The organism is Antarcticibacterium arcticum (genome assembly GCF_007993795.1).
Classification (GTDB): domain Bacteria; phylum Bacteroidota; class Bacteroidia; order Flavobacteriales; family Flavobacteriaceae; genus Gillisia; species Gillisia arctica.
In genome coordinates, this window is sequence record NZ_CP042476.1 from 31,841 (window position 1) to 51,158 (window position 19,318).

Consider the following 19,318-nt stretch of genomic DNA (forward strand, 5'->3'; position numbering starts at 1 on the left):
CCGGGTCTTTCAATTAACTCCTCTTCTAATCAATTCTAATTATTAATGATCATCTTTTTATGAATAATACCTTGTGCTGTAAACATTTTTACAACATATACTGAAGAACTGTAACTCCTCACAGGCAATTTAATCTCCTTTTGAGTGCCAATGTTTGTGTACTCTTCAATTATTTGGCCGGACATACTGTGCAAAGTGATCTTTGTAATAAGATGCTGCTCCGGATTTTTAACAACCAATTCTCTGCTGTCCTCCATATAAAAGACATTTGGATTTCCAATTACTACAGCAGTATCAGGAAGTGAAGGTTCAGGCTTTGTGGTATCAGGAGTGGTACCCTGTTCTTCTTCTTCTTCTTCTTCTTCTTCTTCTTCTTCTTCTTCTTCTTCTTCTTCTTCTTCTTCTTCTTCTTCTTCGGTTACCGGAGGTTCCTCTGTATCCTTTTCAATCTGGAATACAATTTCAAACCTATCAGTAAAAGTGCCGGGTTCCATCATAAACCTGAATTCCTTGTTCCGGAGATCGTGGTAAGTTTCTTCCACATTATCCTTTATATAAATATTGAGGTCATCATCAATATTTTCCAGGTTATTTATTTTAATGGAAAATTGAGTTTTCTTATTGATCTTCACACCTAATTTAAGGATGCGGGTTAAATTAAAATCTGGAACTCCTTGTATTACAAAGCGGTTATTATCAATCATCCAGAACATGTCCTCCAAATTATTATCATTTAAAGGAGCATCATAACCAAGGTCAAAACCATTGGTGGTATTAGGATCTACCCCTACAAGAATTTGACGGTTATATCCCATAGGAGATTTAAAGTCCAGGCGAATTTTTTGCCTGCTGTCTTTATTCTCATCTCTTTTGGTAATATTTTCCGGTCTCAGGAATAATGAATTCGCCGCATTCTTTTCGGTTACAAAAGCGCGTTGGAAATTTCTGAAAATCACATCTCCCCCGTTAACACTTATATTATTGGAAGTTTCAGGATCAAGGGAGGTGTTTATGAAAAAGCCCTGGGCAACCGGAATAAATTGTCCCGGTTTATTATTGCTTTTATCATCTGTGGCGTTAATGCGTTCATCATTTGATACGGCTGGTACCCCGTCCAACAGGTTCCTGGTGGCATAACCTCCAATATATTCTTTCAGGATATGTGATTTTCCTGCAAAATGATCCCAGAAATAAACCGCTCCATTGAATACATTTACGGTATTACGGCCTCCTGTAACATCTTTTAGGTTGTCGAGTATGAACTCATTAACATCCAGAGCAGAAGGGTAGGGGTTACCTAACAGATAATTTTGGTCTTTTCCAATGTTCAGGGTTATGGTTCCGTTATTTGGCTTTCCTTTAAATACATAATTCTGTCTGTCTGAAATAGCCGCATTCCCGGACGTTCCTTTCATTGTATATCCCTCCCCGGCATTAAGGATGCCGGTATGGCCTATGTGCTTCCATTCACTGTAGACATTTGCCGTACCTCTGAATTTAAACAACCAGTAATTACTAATTTTTCGGGGGGTCCCATAGGCGCCATCTGCATACTCGTGCCAGTTATGAAAACTAAGGGATTTACCGTAATTTGAAGTGGGAGATCCATCCAACATCACCTCTCCAATCGTGTATGTAGGATTATTGGCCGCTCCCTGTAAAGAAACAGGTGAAGACCAGTAATTATAGTTGTAACTGTTTGCAGTTCCCTGTTGTGCTCGCTCAATAAAACCACTGCTGGTTGCATCGAGAACACTTGTAATAGTCTGCGGAAATTCTACAGTTGCATCCTTGATTTGAGCCGATGTTTTAATATCTGTTTGAACAAGTTGAGATTCACCAACAAGATTGATATTACCATTAAGTTTCAGGTAATGTGAAACCCTTAATGCCTGCCCGGAATTTTCCCAATCCTGGTCTTCATTCGGGTTTGAAACTGTAAGAGTTCCACCTTCTGAAAGCAATCCTAAAACATTAATATCATGTCCGCCGGATGTAATGTCGTGATTGATCCTGGCAATGTTCCAGTTAATGTTCTCGTTATTAATTCCCTTGGCGTTGGGAACATCCCAAACTACAGGTTGGGCCCAAATATTATTATCTCTCCACGGGCCACCTGCAACTGAAATATATGGTAGCGGGGCGGTATTTTCCTGGGGAGTAGTTATATTTTTTAATTGGCCGTCAACTTTATTGGCTGCTTTGTCTTTTGTAATTCCATTATTGGCTTCATTTACCAGCAACTGGTAATATCCGCTCAGGCTGGTCCAGCTTAGGTTACCCGGGACATTTAATGGCAACACGGTCCCTTTTACAGGATTTACACCCACCTCAAGTCGTTGGTTCATCATGAACCGCAGTTGCTCCTCGGTTAACGCGGTATTCCATATACGCACTTCCTCGATCCAGCCGTGGAAGTAATTTTGCGGAATTTCGGGGTTGGTGTTATCAAATTCTGCACCTATCATGAATGGGAAAGCTGTGGATGCAGGATTTGTAGCCGCAGCATTTCCTACTCTAATCCCATCAACATATAGATTGGCTCTTCCATCTTTGAAGATAACGGCTATATGATACCATCTTTGGGTGCCGAGTTGTGAAGAGGAGGAAACCGCGCTATTGCCCCATCTAAAAGTAGGGGCTCCCTGGTTTATAACCAAATCAAATCCCCCGGCACCAGGATTTCTCATATTTCTTTTAGAGAGAATGGTTTTAACACCATTGGTTGATTTCAATTTGACCCAGGCTTCCAGGCTAAAGGTACCAGAAGTAAGCCCATAATCATTACCAAAAACCACATGGTCATCTACTCCGTCAAAATCAAGCGTGCTGCAGTCTTCAACAAAAGTAATCTCCACCTGGTCTGTGGTGCTACAGGTGCCGTCTTCGTGAGCAATAGTCCAGGTTAGGACGTAAGTATCGGCACTCCCGGTAAATTCAGATTTTGGGTCGCTGGCATCTGCAATTGTTCCACCTGTTCCGGATTCTAAAGTCCAGGTTCCCACTCCGGTTTCAGCAGTGTTGGCATTAAGAAAAGTGCTGTTGCTACCGCAATTAAAAATTTGGTCTTCACCTGCGGTGGCTACGCTTAATTGTTCCGGTTCAGAAATCGTAACTTCTTTAAGGATCTGGCAACCATTGGCATCTATAACTGTAACTGTATAATTTCCTGCGGTTAATCCTATTGCCGTAGCAGTGGTTTGTTGCTGGGCATCATTCCATAGATATTGATAAGTGGCTCCGGTAAATGGAGTACCTCCTGTAGGAATAACCGTGGCTTCACCTGTTTCACCGTAACAAGCAGGAGAAACGGTAGAGGTAGTAGCTGACACTGAGGTTGTGGGTTCAATAACTGTAACATTCACAGTTGTTTTATTTTCTCTTGCATCTCTTACATATACCGTATAATTTCCAGCAGGTAAATTGATAAATTGATTATTTGTGCTGTAGTTGTTAGTATTTCCGGTTAAACTATATGCATAGGGAGCAAATCCCCCTGATGCCTTAACTGAAATCATTCCAGAATTATCTCCCTTACAAAGGATAGGAGTTGCGGTGGCTTCTGCTTTTAATTGTGTTGGTAAAGTTACAGGGTCTGCAGTGGAGTAACAAAATGCATTGTTATTTTGTCCACAGGTTTTTTTAGATACATTTGTCCAGGTTATATAAAAATTTTCAATTTCAAGGACATCCCCACATTTAAATTCTATGGGGGAAAGAGTGAATCGAACGAAGTTGCCCACTTTGTTTGTCTTATTTCCTTCCGGACTATAATCATCAATATCGGCCCCTAACCTACAACCTGAAACAAATGTTGTTTTTGTGGTACCTGCACCCAAGAAATTCTTCACTACGTATACTATCTCTACATATGGATTATAGGCATTAGCACTTTTTGAAACAGCCAGATATATATATTTAGGTACGTTGTCATTACAACTATTTTGCAAATCCAAGCGTGTGCCCGCACTATCACCAACGTAGATGTCGTTTGGATTAAATTCTATGTTCTCTGATTTACCACAGGGTTCATAACATTTCCCTATATACTGTTGTTGTGTTGTAGTATAAACCTCTCCTGTGCTGTCAGTGACAGTTAAGGTAATTGTTTTATTACCTGTATCATTATAAAAAACCTTATGTTCACCGATGCCCGATCTTAAAGGGTCAACGGCAGCTGTGCCAAAGTCCCAGTTATAAAGATAAGGTCCAACTCCACCCCGTGCCTTTCCATTTTCAACTTCAAAATAGGACGTTCTTATGGTTAATTCATCCCCCTCACAAAGGTTTCTCGAAATAATAAATGCTTCCATTGCATCTATAATTGTAAATGCCTTCTTAAAGGTGCATCCTTTCGTATCTTTAACCGTAAGTTCGTAATTTCCGGCTAATAGGCTGGTGGCAGTTTTCGTGGATTGTAGAATATTTGACTCACCTACTTTTCTCCATTCATAGGTATACCCTGCGGTTCCCCCTGTTGGATTTGCAGTAGCAGTTCCTGTGGCTGTACCATAAGTGGTAGTTCTCGTGATAGCTACTTCAGCACTAAGGGGTGCTGCAGGTTGTGTAATTTCATAATTTTCCTTTAGGGTAATAAAGCAGGCTGGAGAAGCTTTATCACGTATTTGCACATTGTAAGAACCTTTACTAAGGCCTGTAAAATTCCCTGAGGTTTGCCACGTTGTACCATTTATACTATATTCAAATGTTCCCTTTCCTCCTGTAGGGTTGGTAATGGTGATCTTTCCGTCATTACCGTTAAAACAACTCACATTGGTCCTTGTCACTGTACCGTTAAGAACGCCGGGTTGGCTTATTGTAACGGTCTTTTGCAGGGAACAGCCTTTACTGTCCTTTACAAAGATGGTATGGGTCCCTGCCGGCAATCCGGTAAAGATTTTGGAATCGCTAAAATTTGAATTATCAATAGAAAATTGATAATTGCCGTTCCCGCCAGATACAGTTCCTGCCGTTGCTGTACCATCACTTGCACCGAAACATGTGGCAGGTGTTGAAGTAGCATCGGTCATTTGCATTTCCTGTGGTTCTTCCAGTTCCAAATTAGATTCCAGAACCACAATACAACCCGGATTTTGTGCATCCCGAATTTGAACCGAATAGGTGCCGCCCGTTAAATTAGAAAACGTGCCGCTTTGTTGCCAGTTCGTTCCGTTGATACTATATTCATAATTCCCAAATCCTCCACTTGGATCGGTAATACTTATAATGCCATCCTTATTCCCATTACAGGTCACACTTGTATTGGTGAAAGCGGCATCCAATTGTTCCGGCTGAATAATTGTTACCTGGGCAGCAACTTCACAACCATTGCTATCGGTTACTGTTACAGAATAATCTCCCGGAGTTAGATTTTCAACTTTGGCTGTGTTTCCTGCCGTTCCCCAATTATACGTGAAAGGTCCAACCCCGCCCGAAACTATCGCTTCAGCAGTTCCGTTTGCAGCTCCAAAACATACTATATCCTTTTTCTGAACAGTAACTGAAAGGGGATTAATGGTAATAAGCTGTTTTACGGTTGAGGTGTTGCCAGCTGCATCTGTAAAGGTCCAGGTGATCTCACCCGAAGAGGTAAAAGTTGTGGACCTGTTTCCGGTAGCTGTGATCTCATTATCGCAATTATCAATTGCAACGGGAACAGCGATTGTATAAGCACATCCCCAGGTGATATTTTCCAGGGTGGGAACTACAGGTGCTTCATTGTCTTTTACAATTATTTTCTGGGTAACAGGCGCAGCGCCATTGCCATTATCATCTGTTGCGGTCCAGGTGATGATGGTTTCCCCTGTAGGAAAAGGATCAGACAAGGATTTATTGTCACTCCTGCTCCCGGAAGGAGTAGCAACCGTACAATTATCGCTTACTGCGGGCGCTGTAATATTTATTGAGGCAGAACACACTCCTGCATCGGTATTGGCATTGATATCAGCTGCAGGGGCTATCACAGGGATTATAGTATCCTCAACGGTTACCACAGCAGTTTTTGAAGCCGGATTTCCGTTTTTATCTGTTGCCGATAAAGTAACGGTATTGGCCCCAACATTGGAACAATCAAAAGAAGTTTTGTCAGTAGAAAATGTAAGTGCGCCACAGGAATCTGTACTCCCGTCATTGACTGCATCCTGGGTAATTGTAGCTGCTCCGTTGGCATCTAACTGAACTGTAATGTTTTTTGTATTGACTACCGGGGCAACTTTATCCTCCACATTTACTGTAGCCTGGCCAGTACTTGTATTTCCATTTTCATCTGTTACAGTTAAGGTAACGGTATTTGGCCCCACATTGGAACAATCAAAAGAAGTTTTGTCGGTGGAAAATGTAAGTCCGCCACAGGAATCGGTACTCCCGTCATTGACTGCATCCTGGGTAATTGTAGCTGTTCCGTTGGCATCTAACTGAATAGTGATATTTTTTGTATTAACTACAGGGGCTACTTTATCTTCTACTGTTACGATTGCTTCTGCAGAACCTGTATTTCCATTTTCATCTGTTACAGTTAAGGTAACGGTATTTGCTCCAACATTAGAACAATCAAAAGAAGTTTTGTCAGTAGAATAAGTAAGTCCTCCACAGGAATCGGTACTCCCGTCATTGACTGCATCCTCGCCGATACTAGCCGTTCCGTTGGTATCTAACTGAACAGTAATGTTTTTTGTGCTAACCAGAGGGGCTACTTTATCTTCTACTGTAACAGTTGCTTCTGCAGAATTTGTATTTCCATTTTCATCTGTTACGGATAAAGTAACGGTATTTGCTCCTACATTAGAGCAGTCAAAGGTATTAGGATTTACTTGAAGGGATGCAATTCCGCATGCATCATTGGAGCCATTATCAACATCGGCGGCGGTTATGGTTGTTTGTCCGTTGGCATCCAGCTGTACTGTAATGTTCTGGGTTATGGCATTCGGATTTGTGTCGTCTTTAACAGTGATTTCAATTTCTGAAGATGTTGTAGCAACATCTTGAGAATCTGTTACAGTTACAGTATATTTTCCCGGAGCAAGGCCGGAAATGTTTTGAGTTGTTTGACCAGAGCTCCATAAATAGGTATAAGGTTCTGTACCCCCACTCACTGAAATATTAATCGCTCCATCATTGTTACCGGAACAAGTGGCATGTGTAATTTCGCCCACGGTTATAGCCGGGCTTGAGGCGCTCTTTAAAGAAGACCTTACTCCTGCAGCTTCAAATGTGGCTACAGGAATTATTTTGGCCCGTTGCTCAAGGGGAGCATCGGCCTGGGGCAAAGCATCAGGAGCGAGCAAGGATGAAACCTTCTCAGAAATCTTAGTAAAACTGATCTCTGAAAAATTAACCCTGGTTTCCGATAAGATAAAATTGGTAAAACCCAGAAATGTTATAATAACAAGAATAGCTTTTACGCGCGGAGTAATTTTTCCCATACGCTAACATTTATAATAATTTGTAAAATTATATATAAAAAATTAGAAATAAGGGAATTAGGTCAAAAATTTACCGATTAACGACCAAATTTGCCGATTAAATACGCTTGTTTTTTATATCAACTGCTGTTTTGTAGGAATTATCTTGTTAATTACTTATGATGATCTTTTTAGTTATAACCTTATCGCTGACATACATTTTCAAGATATATACGCCTGAACTGTATCCCCGAACCGGTAAAATAATCTCTTTCTCATTGGTGATCTGGTCGTAATCTTCCAGTAAATTTCCGTTAAGGTCAAACAGATAAAGGTTTGAAATTTCAATTTGCTCCGGATTCAAAATTTGGATCTGTCGGTTGGCATAAGAATGACGTACCCGTAAAACGATTCCATAATCTTTACCATCCGGTCCTGGTTCAACAGGAGGCAATACCTCTTCATCTTTAGAGAAAATTATCTCAAAACGGTCATGAATAGTGCCGGGCTCAGATGTTGAGAAGTAAGCCGATTTTCGGAGATCATGAATACTGTCTTTCAACTTATCATTTAGATAAATATTCAATTCATTATTCCCGTTTTCCAGTGTATCCAGTCGTATCCTGAATTCCTTGTTTTCTTTGACCTTTATTCCCAGAGGTATAATCCTGTCTTTATTGAAATCGGCAATTGACTGAATAACAAGCTTGTTTTCTCCCTGCAGGAAGTACATATCTTCAATATTATTATCAAACAGGTGAGCATCATATCCAAGATCAAAAGCATCAGTAGTGCCAGGAATTGCTCCTACGAGGATCTGGCGCCAATATCCAACTGGTGATGAGAATGAAAGCCTTATCTTTTTAAATTCTGTGTCTTTTGCTTTGACATTTTTTTCTCCTGTTTCTGGTTTAAGGAAAAGAGAGTTAGATCCAAATCCTCCCTCAATCTCAAATTTTCTTTGTGAATTTTTAAATTTTACCTTCCCGCCTAAGATTGGAAACGCAGATTCCAAGGTTGTAGAATTAATCATGAAGCCTTGAGCTACTGGAATATACGGTCCTGGGATTTTATTATTAGGCTCCCCTGTATTATCAATACGCTCATCCACAGATGCAGCCGGAACCGCACCACCTATATTCAATACCGCATATCCACCTATATATTCTTTTAGAATATGGCTAACTTCCTGAAAATGATCCCAGAAATAAAGGGAGCCGTCAAATACATTTCTATCATTTTTACCTCCAGACACATCTTTAAGATTATCGCGAATAAATTCATGTGCATCAATCGCCGATGGATAGGGATTTCCAATCAAATAATTTTGGTCGACACTCAAATCAGGAAGCGTAAGATCCCCATTGTGAGGTTTGCCTCTGAAAGTATAATTTTGTCCATCTGCCATTCTAGCATACCCATCAGTTCCCTTCATCGTGAAACCTTCTCCAGAATTTACCGTACCCGTTGACCCAATATGTTTCCATTCGGAATAAGCATTTGCCGTTGCAGGAGAAAATTTCCATAACCAATAGGCGCTTATTATTAAAGAATTTGGTGACCTGGCACCATCGGCAGCGGCATGAGATGCCGGGAAACTTATTGAAATTGGGGAAGCCGGATTTGTTCCATTTAGAAGAACTCCCCCTACTGAATATCCTCCATTAATCGAAGTTGCACTAACCGGGGAAGACCAATAATTATAGATAAAACTATTTCGCTTTCCTTGTTGATCACGATCCAGATGGCCGGTACTGGCCGGATCTACAATACTCAATTCAGGTTGTAACAACTGTGATTCACCATTAAGATCTATTATACCGTCTAATTTTAGATAATGAGAAATTGTAAGAGCTTTTCCGGTTCCCACCAATTCATGAGACTCATTGGCAGGAATATCCCCAACCATATCTAATGTATTAACTTCAGATATTAAACCCAGGACAGAAATATCCCTTGTTGAATTCACATTATGTTTAGTTCGCACAATATTCCAGTCTAATCCACCTGAATTCGGTATTTGCCAAACATCAGGATATGCCCAGGTAGCATCCGCATCCCAAGATCCATCCTGTTTGGTAAAATATGGCAAAGGGGCCGTATTCTCCTGAGTGGTGGTCATATTTCGTAATTTACCATTTACTGGAGAACCAGAAAGATCAGGAGTATAACCCCCATTTAAGATGGAGGTAGTAAGTAATTGGTAATATCCTGCAAGACTTCCAAATTCTGGAGCATCGGGATGAACCATATCAACCTGCACTCCAATATTACCAGTATCTTTTAAACGCTGGTTCATGGTAAAACGAATATTCTTTTCCGAAATCTTCGTATTCCAAATTCGTACTTCTTCAATCCAACCAGAGAAATGATTTTCTGTATTGGGAGCATTCCATCGCGCGCCTATAAAAGATCTTTTAACATCGCCAGTGCCTGAAATGGTTGTCCCCTTTGCAATTCCATCCACATATAATTTACCATCTGAATCAACTGCAATATGGTACCATCGTCCGTTAGTTGAAACTAACCCGGAAAGGTCACTCATATTAATTTCCAACTGAGGAGTACTTATAATAGTTCCGGTTGCAGCCTCCGGCCTTATCCAGGCTTCTATGCTGTAGTCACCAGTATATCCTTCGCCAAGGTCAACGAAATCATCTATGCCGTCAAAGTCAAGGGTTGTACAGGCTTTAACGGTAAATGTTATTTTTTCATATACAGGAGGACAGGATTCATTTTTATATTGATCCTCTGGCCTGCTCAAGGAGTATTGTAAGGTATATTCCCCTTCAATCCCCGGGGAAAAAATGGCTGCAGTGTCTTTTATTGAGGGGGAGAAATGAGCTTCTGAAAAAGTATAACCTGCCGGTTTGGTCACTACTTCCCATTTAGCCGAGTATCCGTCGGCTGTAGGAAAAGTTTTCATCTTGTTCAAACCACTGTTCTCAATACTTCCTTTTAATTGCACATTTTCAAAACCACAACTGCCTCCCAGAGCAGTAGCTTTGGAAGTATACTGGTCAAAAACAAATACATTAATAGTTGAGGAGTTTTCTACAACTGGACATTGTGCCCCTGTACTATCAAAAGTCAATCTTGTTTTAATTTCGAATTCGTTCAATCCTATAAGACTTGGCTCCCATTGTTCAGAATTATTTCTCCCAATTTCAACAGGATTGTCAGGATCGGTATAATCTGTCCAAATCATTTCTACCCCACTTGGACCTTCTGGAACTGATAACCCATCAATGGCCCAGACATCACCATCTCGAGCGCCAATAAAATGCCACCTTATTCTTAGGTTTCCCTGCCCCAAATATGAGGCGAGATCAATGGAAATTTTGTTCCGGGGGTCAGAGGTTGAACCAAATCTATTATAACTTTCACTTGTTGCAGGACCAACTACTTCATATAAGATAGATTGATAATTTGCACCTCCATCGGTTGAAATTTCAACTCTAATTATAGCACCCTCCGTTAGGTTATACCCCTGATCAAAGGTAAGAGTTGCAGATTCCATGGCATAAGTGTTAAAGACAGGAGTCTCCAAAGTGGAAGCGTTTTTTCCTGTAACAATTGCAAATTTCTTATCTCCAGAATCCCACGTCTGGTTAGATCCTGTGGTAGGATTATTTATATTTGCAGTGTAAAACGGTTGATCATTGGTGTTTGACCAAATATTTGGTCTGGTATTATTTCCAGAAGCGGGAAAATCCAAATTGGTGGTGCTTCCATCCCTTCTCACTCTCCAGCCTTCATTGGTAAGAGAGTTGGCATTATTAAAATCTCCCCCGCTCATCACATCACTGGCATTACCATATCCGGAGCTTGCGCTAAGGGTAACTAACTCTCCTATACATACCACTCCGGGAGTAACGGTCACAGGATTAGGTGCAATGTCAGAGGAAATGATGCTTAAAGTTGCATTTTGGGAAAATACATTTGGAGTACAGGCACCACTTGTCATCTCAACTTCAAAAATAGTGGTCTGATTCAGGCCAAGACTTTTAATAAGTTCGGCTGTTAAAGTTTTTCCAGTAAAAGGCTCTCCATTTACCATCACGGTCGACCAGGAAGTGGCTGTACTCTGCGCGTATCTCCACCTCACCACCGTTCCTGTCTCACCCGTTAAATTTATTGGAACATTATAATCTGAACCCGGATTGGAACAGGTTTCCAGCACCCTGCCAAAATTCTCGAAAGCCAATTCACCTCCAATGGGAAGCGGATCGATAGAAACTGCAATTTCAGTAGAAGGTACTTCGTCACAAACCCCGTTTTTAACAATTGCTCTGAATGTTGTGGTTCCGGAAATATTTTGAAAATCTAAATTTTCAGTAGTCATTGAAATTGCAGCCCAGTTTGTGCCGTCAGTAGTACTTTCCCATCTCAGAATTTCTCCTTTAAAATCTGCCACGGTCAGTGTTCCCGCGTTATTGGAAACACAAACAGAAGAAGGCCCTGAAACTGTTCCACCTTGAGAAGGCTCCTCCACATTTATGCTGAATACGTTTTCGTTTATACAACCATTCGCATCTGTTCCAATAACCTTGTATTCAAAAGTTCCTACAGTGTTCCCGGTTACCGTTACTTCCGGGTCAGTCCCTATTTCGGCATTATTGAAATACCACATGTAGTTGGTCGCACCCGAAGCGACTAACTTGGTACTGCTGTTAAGGCAAATTTCAGAAGCAAAACCGTCGGCAATATTTATTTGAACATTGGGAAGTTCATTTATGATGATATCAACTTTTGTACGTTCGCTTTCACACCCCGTACTTGTTAAAGTCTGGCTCACCCAATAAGAGGTTAACTTCACTTCACCAGTATTAGGGGTGGGAGCAGAACTAAGGGCTGTAGTAGCGTTTTCTGCATCATACCAATTTAAGGTGGTGCCCTCGGCTGGTGTTAAAGAAATAGGATCTGTGACTGTTTCATTAAAACAAAAGCTGAATTGAATAGTCTCTGTAGCTATAGGCTGTGGTTTGTCATATACAGTAACTACAAGTTCCGCAGGATCGCTTTCACAGCTATTTGGTTGTTTTTGTGTAACCCAGTAAGAGGTTGTACCTGCTGTTTCTGTGGTAGGAGTAACAGACGTTCCTAAATATGTGTACTCCGTGCTGGAGGCATCATAACTATACCATAAAAGTTCATTGTCCTCGTTAGCCTTAGTAGCTGTTAAGGCCGTAGGAGTGGCATTTAAACAATATTCAACAGTAGCAGTAACTGGTTTATCCGGCCTTTTATTTACCCTGAATGTAAAAGATTTGGAGGTTGCTTCGGGACAGGTGAAATAATCGGGGCCATCAATTATCACGGCATATATTCCATCGTCATTTGAATCAATATTAAGTATAGTTAAAGTGCCTGTGTAAACTCCATCTGTACCTGTGGGCCCGGATTTGGTCATCACATATTTATCAGCAACTTCATTTATTGGATTCCCGTCCTTGATCCACTGGAATGTTAATTCGGCACCATTTGCATGCGCTTCATAATCGAATGACAGAGATTCATAATCATCTTCACAAATGGTAATATCTTCTGCAGGTTTTATAATAACTATGTCTTCGTCAATATTCAGAGTTACGGGGTCTGAAGTTTCTGATGCACATACAGCATTGCTACTACTAACTACCACATAATATTCTCCTGCATTGGTTGAAGTTGCATTCGAAAATGATAAAGTTGGATTGGTTTCTCCATTGATCTGAACAAAAGTGCCTCCTGTATCTTTCTTGTACCATTGGTATGCAAGATTATCCCCTGTCGCAACTACTTCAAAAGAGGCAGGATTAGTTGAACAGGTACCAAAATTTACCGGCTGTGTTGTAATTTGTACCTTTTCAAATATCTCAACCTGGGTAGTCGCTTCTATAATAGCACAACCATCACCTTCTGTTTCCTTTGAATAAGTTATTGTATGAATGCCTGGAGTACTGGCTTGAGGATTAATGCTTCCATCGGCCTCAATAACTAAACCAGAAGTTGCGGAAAAAATACCTCCTGTGTAATCACCCATTGTACTGCTATAGCTCACTGCAATTGCGTCGTCTGTATTACATAAAGGTGTTTCGTAGCTAATAGAAACTTGTGGCATAAGGGTTATAGTAACTTCCGTTTCAACAACAACAGCATCACAACCTAAGGAAGCCGGAATTGTATAAGTAACTTTATAAGTATCCGGATTACTGGTCTTCGGATTTATGGCCCCGGTGCTCGGGTCCAGATCAAGTCCGCCTGGGTTGGAGGAAAAAGTTCCGCCTTCATAAATTCCAATACCATTGGTGAAATTAACAGATTGTGCGGTTTCATCGGCAGTACAGAAAGGCCCGTCATAAGCTATTTCAACGAAAGGAGTTTGTGTAATGCTGACCTCTGTTGTTGCGGTAACTTCACCACAGCCTGCAGTTGCGGGAGTTTTATAACTTACAGTATAAGTTCCCACAGAACTTGCAGCAGGATCAATTGCACCCGAAGAAGAATTAATCGATAGGCCAGCCATTGCAGAATATGTTCCTCCTGTATAAGCATCTGTTCCCTCTATAGTAACTTCTTTTTCTGAAGTATCTGCAAGACAGAAGGGGGCGTCCGGATAGGAAATAGTAACTGTAGGTGCTTTAGTTATGACAATTTCTGTTGTGGCCGGGACTGGTGAACATCCTCCGGCTGACGGAGTTTCGTAAGTTATTAAATAAGTACCCGCTGTACTACTGCTTGCTGTAATAGCACCGGTAGTGGCATCAATAGTCAATCCTGCCGGCGCAGAAAAAGTTCCTCCGGAAAAACCGTCTGTTCCTGAAAGAGTTACAGGTTTAGAATCAGAGTCTGATGTGCAAAAAGGTATTCCTGAATACGTTATTGAAGCTGTTGGTTGTTTTGTAATTGTAATTTCGGTTGTGGCAATTATTTCTTCGCATCCGCCGGAAGCGGGAGTTTTATAAGTAACGGTATAGGTTCCGGGAGTACTTGTTGAAGGAGTCACGGCTCCTGTGGAACTGTCTATAGTTAAACCAGTTGTAGAGGAGTATGTACCACCTGTGTAGGCACCGGTACCTGTAAGAGAAGGGGTTTGACCTGTACTTAAAGCAGTACAAAACGGTGCTGCCGAATAAGCAATTACAGCAGTTGGTTTAGCAGTAATTGTAATAGTGGCCGAGCCGGTTAAAGCATTTGAACAGGCCGGCGTGTCCAGATATAATCCGCTCACTAAAGAATATGTAGCGTTAGCAGTTAGAACTGCTGTAGTAACAATAGCTGTTCCTGAAGCTCCTATATCAACCGTTTGATTTGCTCCATTATCTTTTTTGTAGGTTATTCTACTGTTTGGTGTTCCTGTAAAAGTTAATGTAGATGTATTTCCATTACACGCGGGTGAGGTAGCTGCTATCGTAGCTGTAATCAGCGGCTTGAAGGTAATTTTCATTTCATCCTTACCAGGTCCGCAGGCACCACTTGGAGCATCTGTTGTAAGAGTAATGATTACCGAACCGGCGTCCAGCGCTGCCTGAGTAGGAGTAAATTTTGCGGCTAGTTTTGAAGCATTATCGAAAGAACCCATCCCTGTGGGAGCAGACCAGGTGGGTTTTAAATTAGCATTTGTCCCCGAGAAACTGTAAGTTCCTTCAATACTTATAGGAGAGATAACTTTACAAACCGTTTGGTCTGCCCCTGCATTGGTAACAACATGGTTGTCAATTGCAATTCCACTTAAAGTTGATTTTTCACTATTTCCACAAATATTAACGGCCTGAACACTAACCGATGCATTTGCAGTTGTTGCAGCAGTAGAATTTACTCTGACAGTAATGGAATTGGAACCAGCTCCGGAGGTTATTTCCCATCCGGTGGGAAGAGTCCATAAATAACTGTTGGCCCCGGTAACGGTGGGAACTGTGAATTGTATGCCTGTGGCAGGAGGACAAATAGCGCCTGTTGGCAAGTTAGGAGCCGTTAATGCACCTGGAGTTGCAGGTACGCCTGTAACTGAGGTTACGGCAAAATTGGCAGAAGAAGCACTATCCCCGCAAGTATTTTTGGCAATTACAAAAATATTTCCACTGTTAGAAGACGCGCTGACGGTAATAGTCCTTGTTCCTGTACCGCCGGTAATTGTCCAGCCACTTGGAACAGTCCATACATATTCCGTGGCATTAGTAATGGCTGGTATGGAGTATTGAAGTCCGGTCGCGGTAGAGCACATTTCAGCCGGACCTGTTATTGTTCCACTCATTACTGGAACAGGATTATTAATGCTTATGGATATACTTGATGTGGCACTTGTTCCACAGCTGTTTACCGCCTTAACGGTTATAGTCCCTGAACCAGAATTTCCGGCAGTAATATCAATGGATGGAGATGCGGTAGTTGTGGAAGGAGCTGAAAAACCACTTGGCAGAGACCAAATATATTCAGTTGCACCAGACACAGCATCAAAACTATAGGTTTCTACATCGCCGGGACAAATGGTTGTGGCACCATTTATAGTTCCGGGAGTTGCAGGTGTTCCAGCTTTTACAGTTAGGGCCAAAGTTTGCTCTACACTGGTACCACAATCGTTAGTTGCTTTAACGGAAATATTTCCTCCGGTAGTACCTGAAGTAACCGTTATTGAATTGGTTGTACTTGTTCCAGTCCATCCACTATTTGGTAAGGTCCAGATATAAGAAGTCGCACCTGTAACGGCTGTAATAGAATATGTTTGAGAAACTCCCGGACATACCTCTGCTGTTCCGGTGATTGTTCCGGGTTGAGCCGGAGTTCCAGCTTTAACTGAAACGGCTAAGTTTCTTGCTGTACTTGTTCCACAATCATTTTTTGCCTGAACAGATATATTTCCTGATCCCGATGGGCCGGTAGTTACTGTAATAGAATTTGTGGTGCTTGTTCCTGACCAACCAGAAGGAAGGGTCCAGATATATACGGAGGCATTTGCAACATCTGTGATAGAATATGTTTGAGAAACCCCCGGACATACGGCTGTTTCTCCACTTATATTGTTAGGTACAGCAGGTGTCCCGGCTTTTACCGTAATTTCTATGTTTTCGGCTTCACCGGTGCCGCAATCATTAATTGCTTTTACCGAAATTGTACCACTGTTAGTGCCGGCGGTAGCTGTAATTGAAGTAGAAGTGCTGTTTCCTGCCCATCCTGAAGGAAGAGTCCACTGGTAGGAGCTTGCACCGGTAACCGGGGAAATTGAATAAGTTTGAGAAGCACCCGGACATATAGCTGTTTCAGCTGCACTTATAGTTCCGGGTTTAACAGGGGTTCCCGCTCTTACTGTAATAGCACTGGAAGTCACTTCAGCGGTAGAAGAAGTAACACATTCTAAATTGCTGGTAAGTACTACTCGAATTCTGTCTCCATTATCTAAAGTTGTAGTGGTAAATGTGTTTGATGATCCTGTTTGTAAAGTTGAGGTTTCACCGTTAAGGTAAAACGAATATTGAGGAGAGGTCCCCCCAAATGTATTGGAGGCAGTATATGTAACGCTTTCCCCAGGGCAGATACTAGTTTTATTTGAAGAAATTGAAACTGTAGGGGTGCGAACTACATTAACCGTCATTGTTATCTCACTACTCGAAATACTACAGGTTTCAAAACCTTCGGCTGTGGAGGTGACCACAACCCGAACCTTCTGCCCATTGGTAAGACTACTTGTCTTAAAGGTAGAGTTGGTTTCATTGTTCTGATTTACCTGACCAATTTGCCATTGATAAGCAAGGTTTGTACCTCCGTTAGCCGAAGCCGTAAAAGTTACCTCAGTTCCCGCACAAATAGTGTTACCCTTATCAGAAGAAATACTTACAGAGGTTGGACACTGCCCATACCCACTAAATGACACAAGTAAAAACAAGGAAATTATAAAAAACCCGGATAGTAATTTTTTCTCCATAGTAATGCTAATTAGGAGTTTTCAATTATCGTAGGGGAAGAATTGAAGACGGTTAAATTCGTGTTCAGCCTTTGGGGAAAAGCTAATTAACAGTCTAAAATACAACGATTTAAAGTTAAATTATGGTCTTTTCGGTGAAGGGTAATTATAATCGTTAAAAGGAGGTGTTTTCCGATAAAATACACAAGTCGTTCAAAATCAGGAAGTTTTGCCCTACAGCTTTTTTAAGCGAAACTGGGCTCCCATTTTCAACGGATATCAACAAAAAACCACAAACTCTTAAGTTTGTGGTTTCCTTGAAATGTAATTAAACTTTTTTCTATTTACCCATAAACGGATATCTGTAATCTGTAGGAGTTACAAAGGTTTCCTTGATTAGACGTGGGGAGATCCAGCGCAACAAATTAAGTTTTGAACCGGCCTTATCATTCGTCCCACTAGCTCTTGCACCTCCAAAAGGCTGTTGTCCTACAACTGCCCCGGTTGGCTTATCGTTAATATAGAAATTTCCCGCTGCATTCTCCAATGCCCTGGTGGCCTGTGCCGCTGCATACCTGTCGGTAGCCAAAATAGCTCCCGTAAGGGCATAAATTCCGGTTTCGTCTACCAGTTTTAAGGTCTCTTCCCATTTAATATCCTCATATACATAAATAGTGATAACCGGGCCAAACAACTCGGTACACATAGTTTCATATTTAGGATTTGTAGTAACAATAACGGTAGGTTCTATGAAATAACCCTTTGATTTATCGTAATTACCACCTGCAATGATCTCGGTATCTGCATCTTTCTTAGCCTGATCTATATAACCCGCAAGTTTATCAAAGGAACCTTCATGAATTACGGCAGTAATAAAGTTCTGCATATCTTCAGGCGATCCCATTTTAAAGGATTCTACATCTTCAATCACATATTTTTTCACTTCTTCCCAAAGGCTTTGTGGTATATAGGCTCTTGAAGCGGCGCTACATTTCTGACCCTGGAATTCAAATGCTCCACGGGAAATTGCCGTAGCTACCTGCTTGGCTTTTGCAGTGGGGTGAGCGAGGATGAAATCTTTTCCTCCTGTTTCTCCCACAATACGCGGATAGGTTTTATACTTGTCTATATTATTTCCAATTTTACTCCATAAGCCCTTGAATACCGAAGTGCTTCCGGTGAAATGGATCCCTGCAAAATCGGGATGAGCGAGGATAGTATCTGTGATCATTACCGGATCACCCATGACCATATTTATAACTCCAGGGGGTACTCCTGCTTCCTGAAATACTTCCATGATCACCTGGGCAGAATACACCTGACTGTCACTTGGCTTCCAAACCACAGTGTTCCCCATAAGCGCGGCACTCGCGGGAAGGTTTCCGGCAATTGCTGTAAAATTGAATGGGGTAATAGCGTAAACAAATCCTTCCAGCGGGCGGTATTCTAAACGGTTCCAAACCCCTTCAGAGGATTCGGGTTGCTCTTCATAAATCTGGGCCATATATTCTACATTGAACCTCAGGAAATCTATAAGTTCACAGGCCGAATCAATTTCTGCCTGAAAAATCGTCTTGGATTGCCCAATCATAGTGGCGGCATTTATGCGCGAGCGGTATGGCCCGGCAATCAATTCAGCTGCTTTTAAGAAAACTGCTGCTCGTTGTTCCCACGCAAGATCTGCCCATTTGGTACGTGCTTCCAGGGCAACTTTTATTGCTTTATCTACGTGTTCTTTTTTGGCAAGGTGAAAGATCCCCAGATCGTGCTGGTGATCATGTGGAGGGTGCATTGTAATGGTATCTCCGGTTCTTATTTCTTCATTACCAATATATAAGGGTACATCCATCTTGGATTTGTACATTTCCTTGTAGGTTTTCAATACTGCATCACGTTCGGGAGTTCCGGGGGCGTATGTTTTGATTGGTTCATTCACCGCGGTAGGAACCTGAAAAAATCCTTTTCCCATAATAATTCTTTGTTTTTTGTTTTTAATTTTAAGGATCGTAAAGGTAAAAAATTTAACCGACCTGACCTT

3 protein-coding genes are annotated in these 19,318 nt (G+C 41.5%); all 3 read right to left on the reverse strand.

Annotation, left to right across the window (positions count from 1 at the left end):
- Positions 1-35: 35 nt before the first annotated feature.
- Positions 36-7,421: a LamG-like jellyroll fold domain-containing protein gene (locus tag FK178_RS00125; RefSeq protein ID WP_146829839.1), complete on the reverse strand. Its 7,386-nt coding sequence runs from the start codon at positions 7,419-7,421 to the stop codon at positions 36-38.
- A 148-nt stretch (positions 7,422-7,569) separates the two neighbouring features.
- Positions 7,570-17,301, reverse strand: a complete 9,732-nt coding sequence (locus FK178_RS00130; protein ID WP_146829841.1) for an Ig-like domain-containing protein — start codon at positions 17,299-17,301, stop codon at positions 7,570-7,572.
- Between the two features lie 319 nt (positions 17,302-17,620).
- Entirely contained in the window at positions 17,621-19,249 is a 1,629-nt protein-coding gene (gene pruA / locus FK178_RS00135; RefSeq protein ID WP_146829843.1) for an L-glutamate gamma-semialdehyde dehydrogenase, read from the reverse strand.
- Positions 19,250-19,318: the final 69 nt, after the last annotated feature.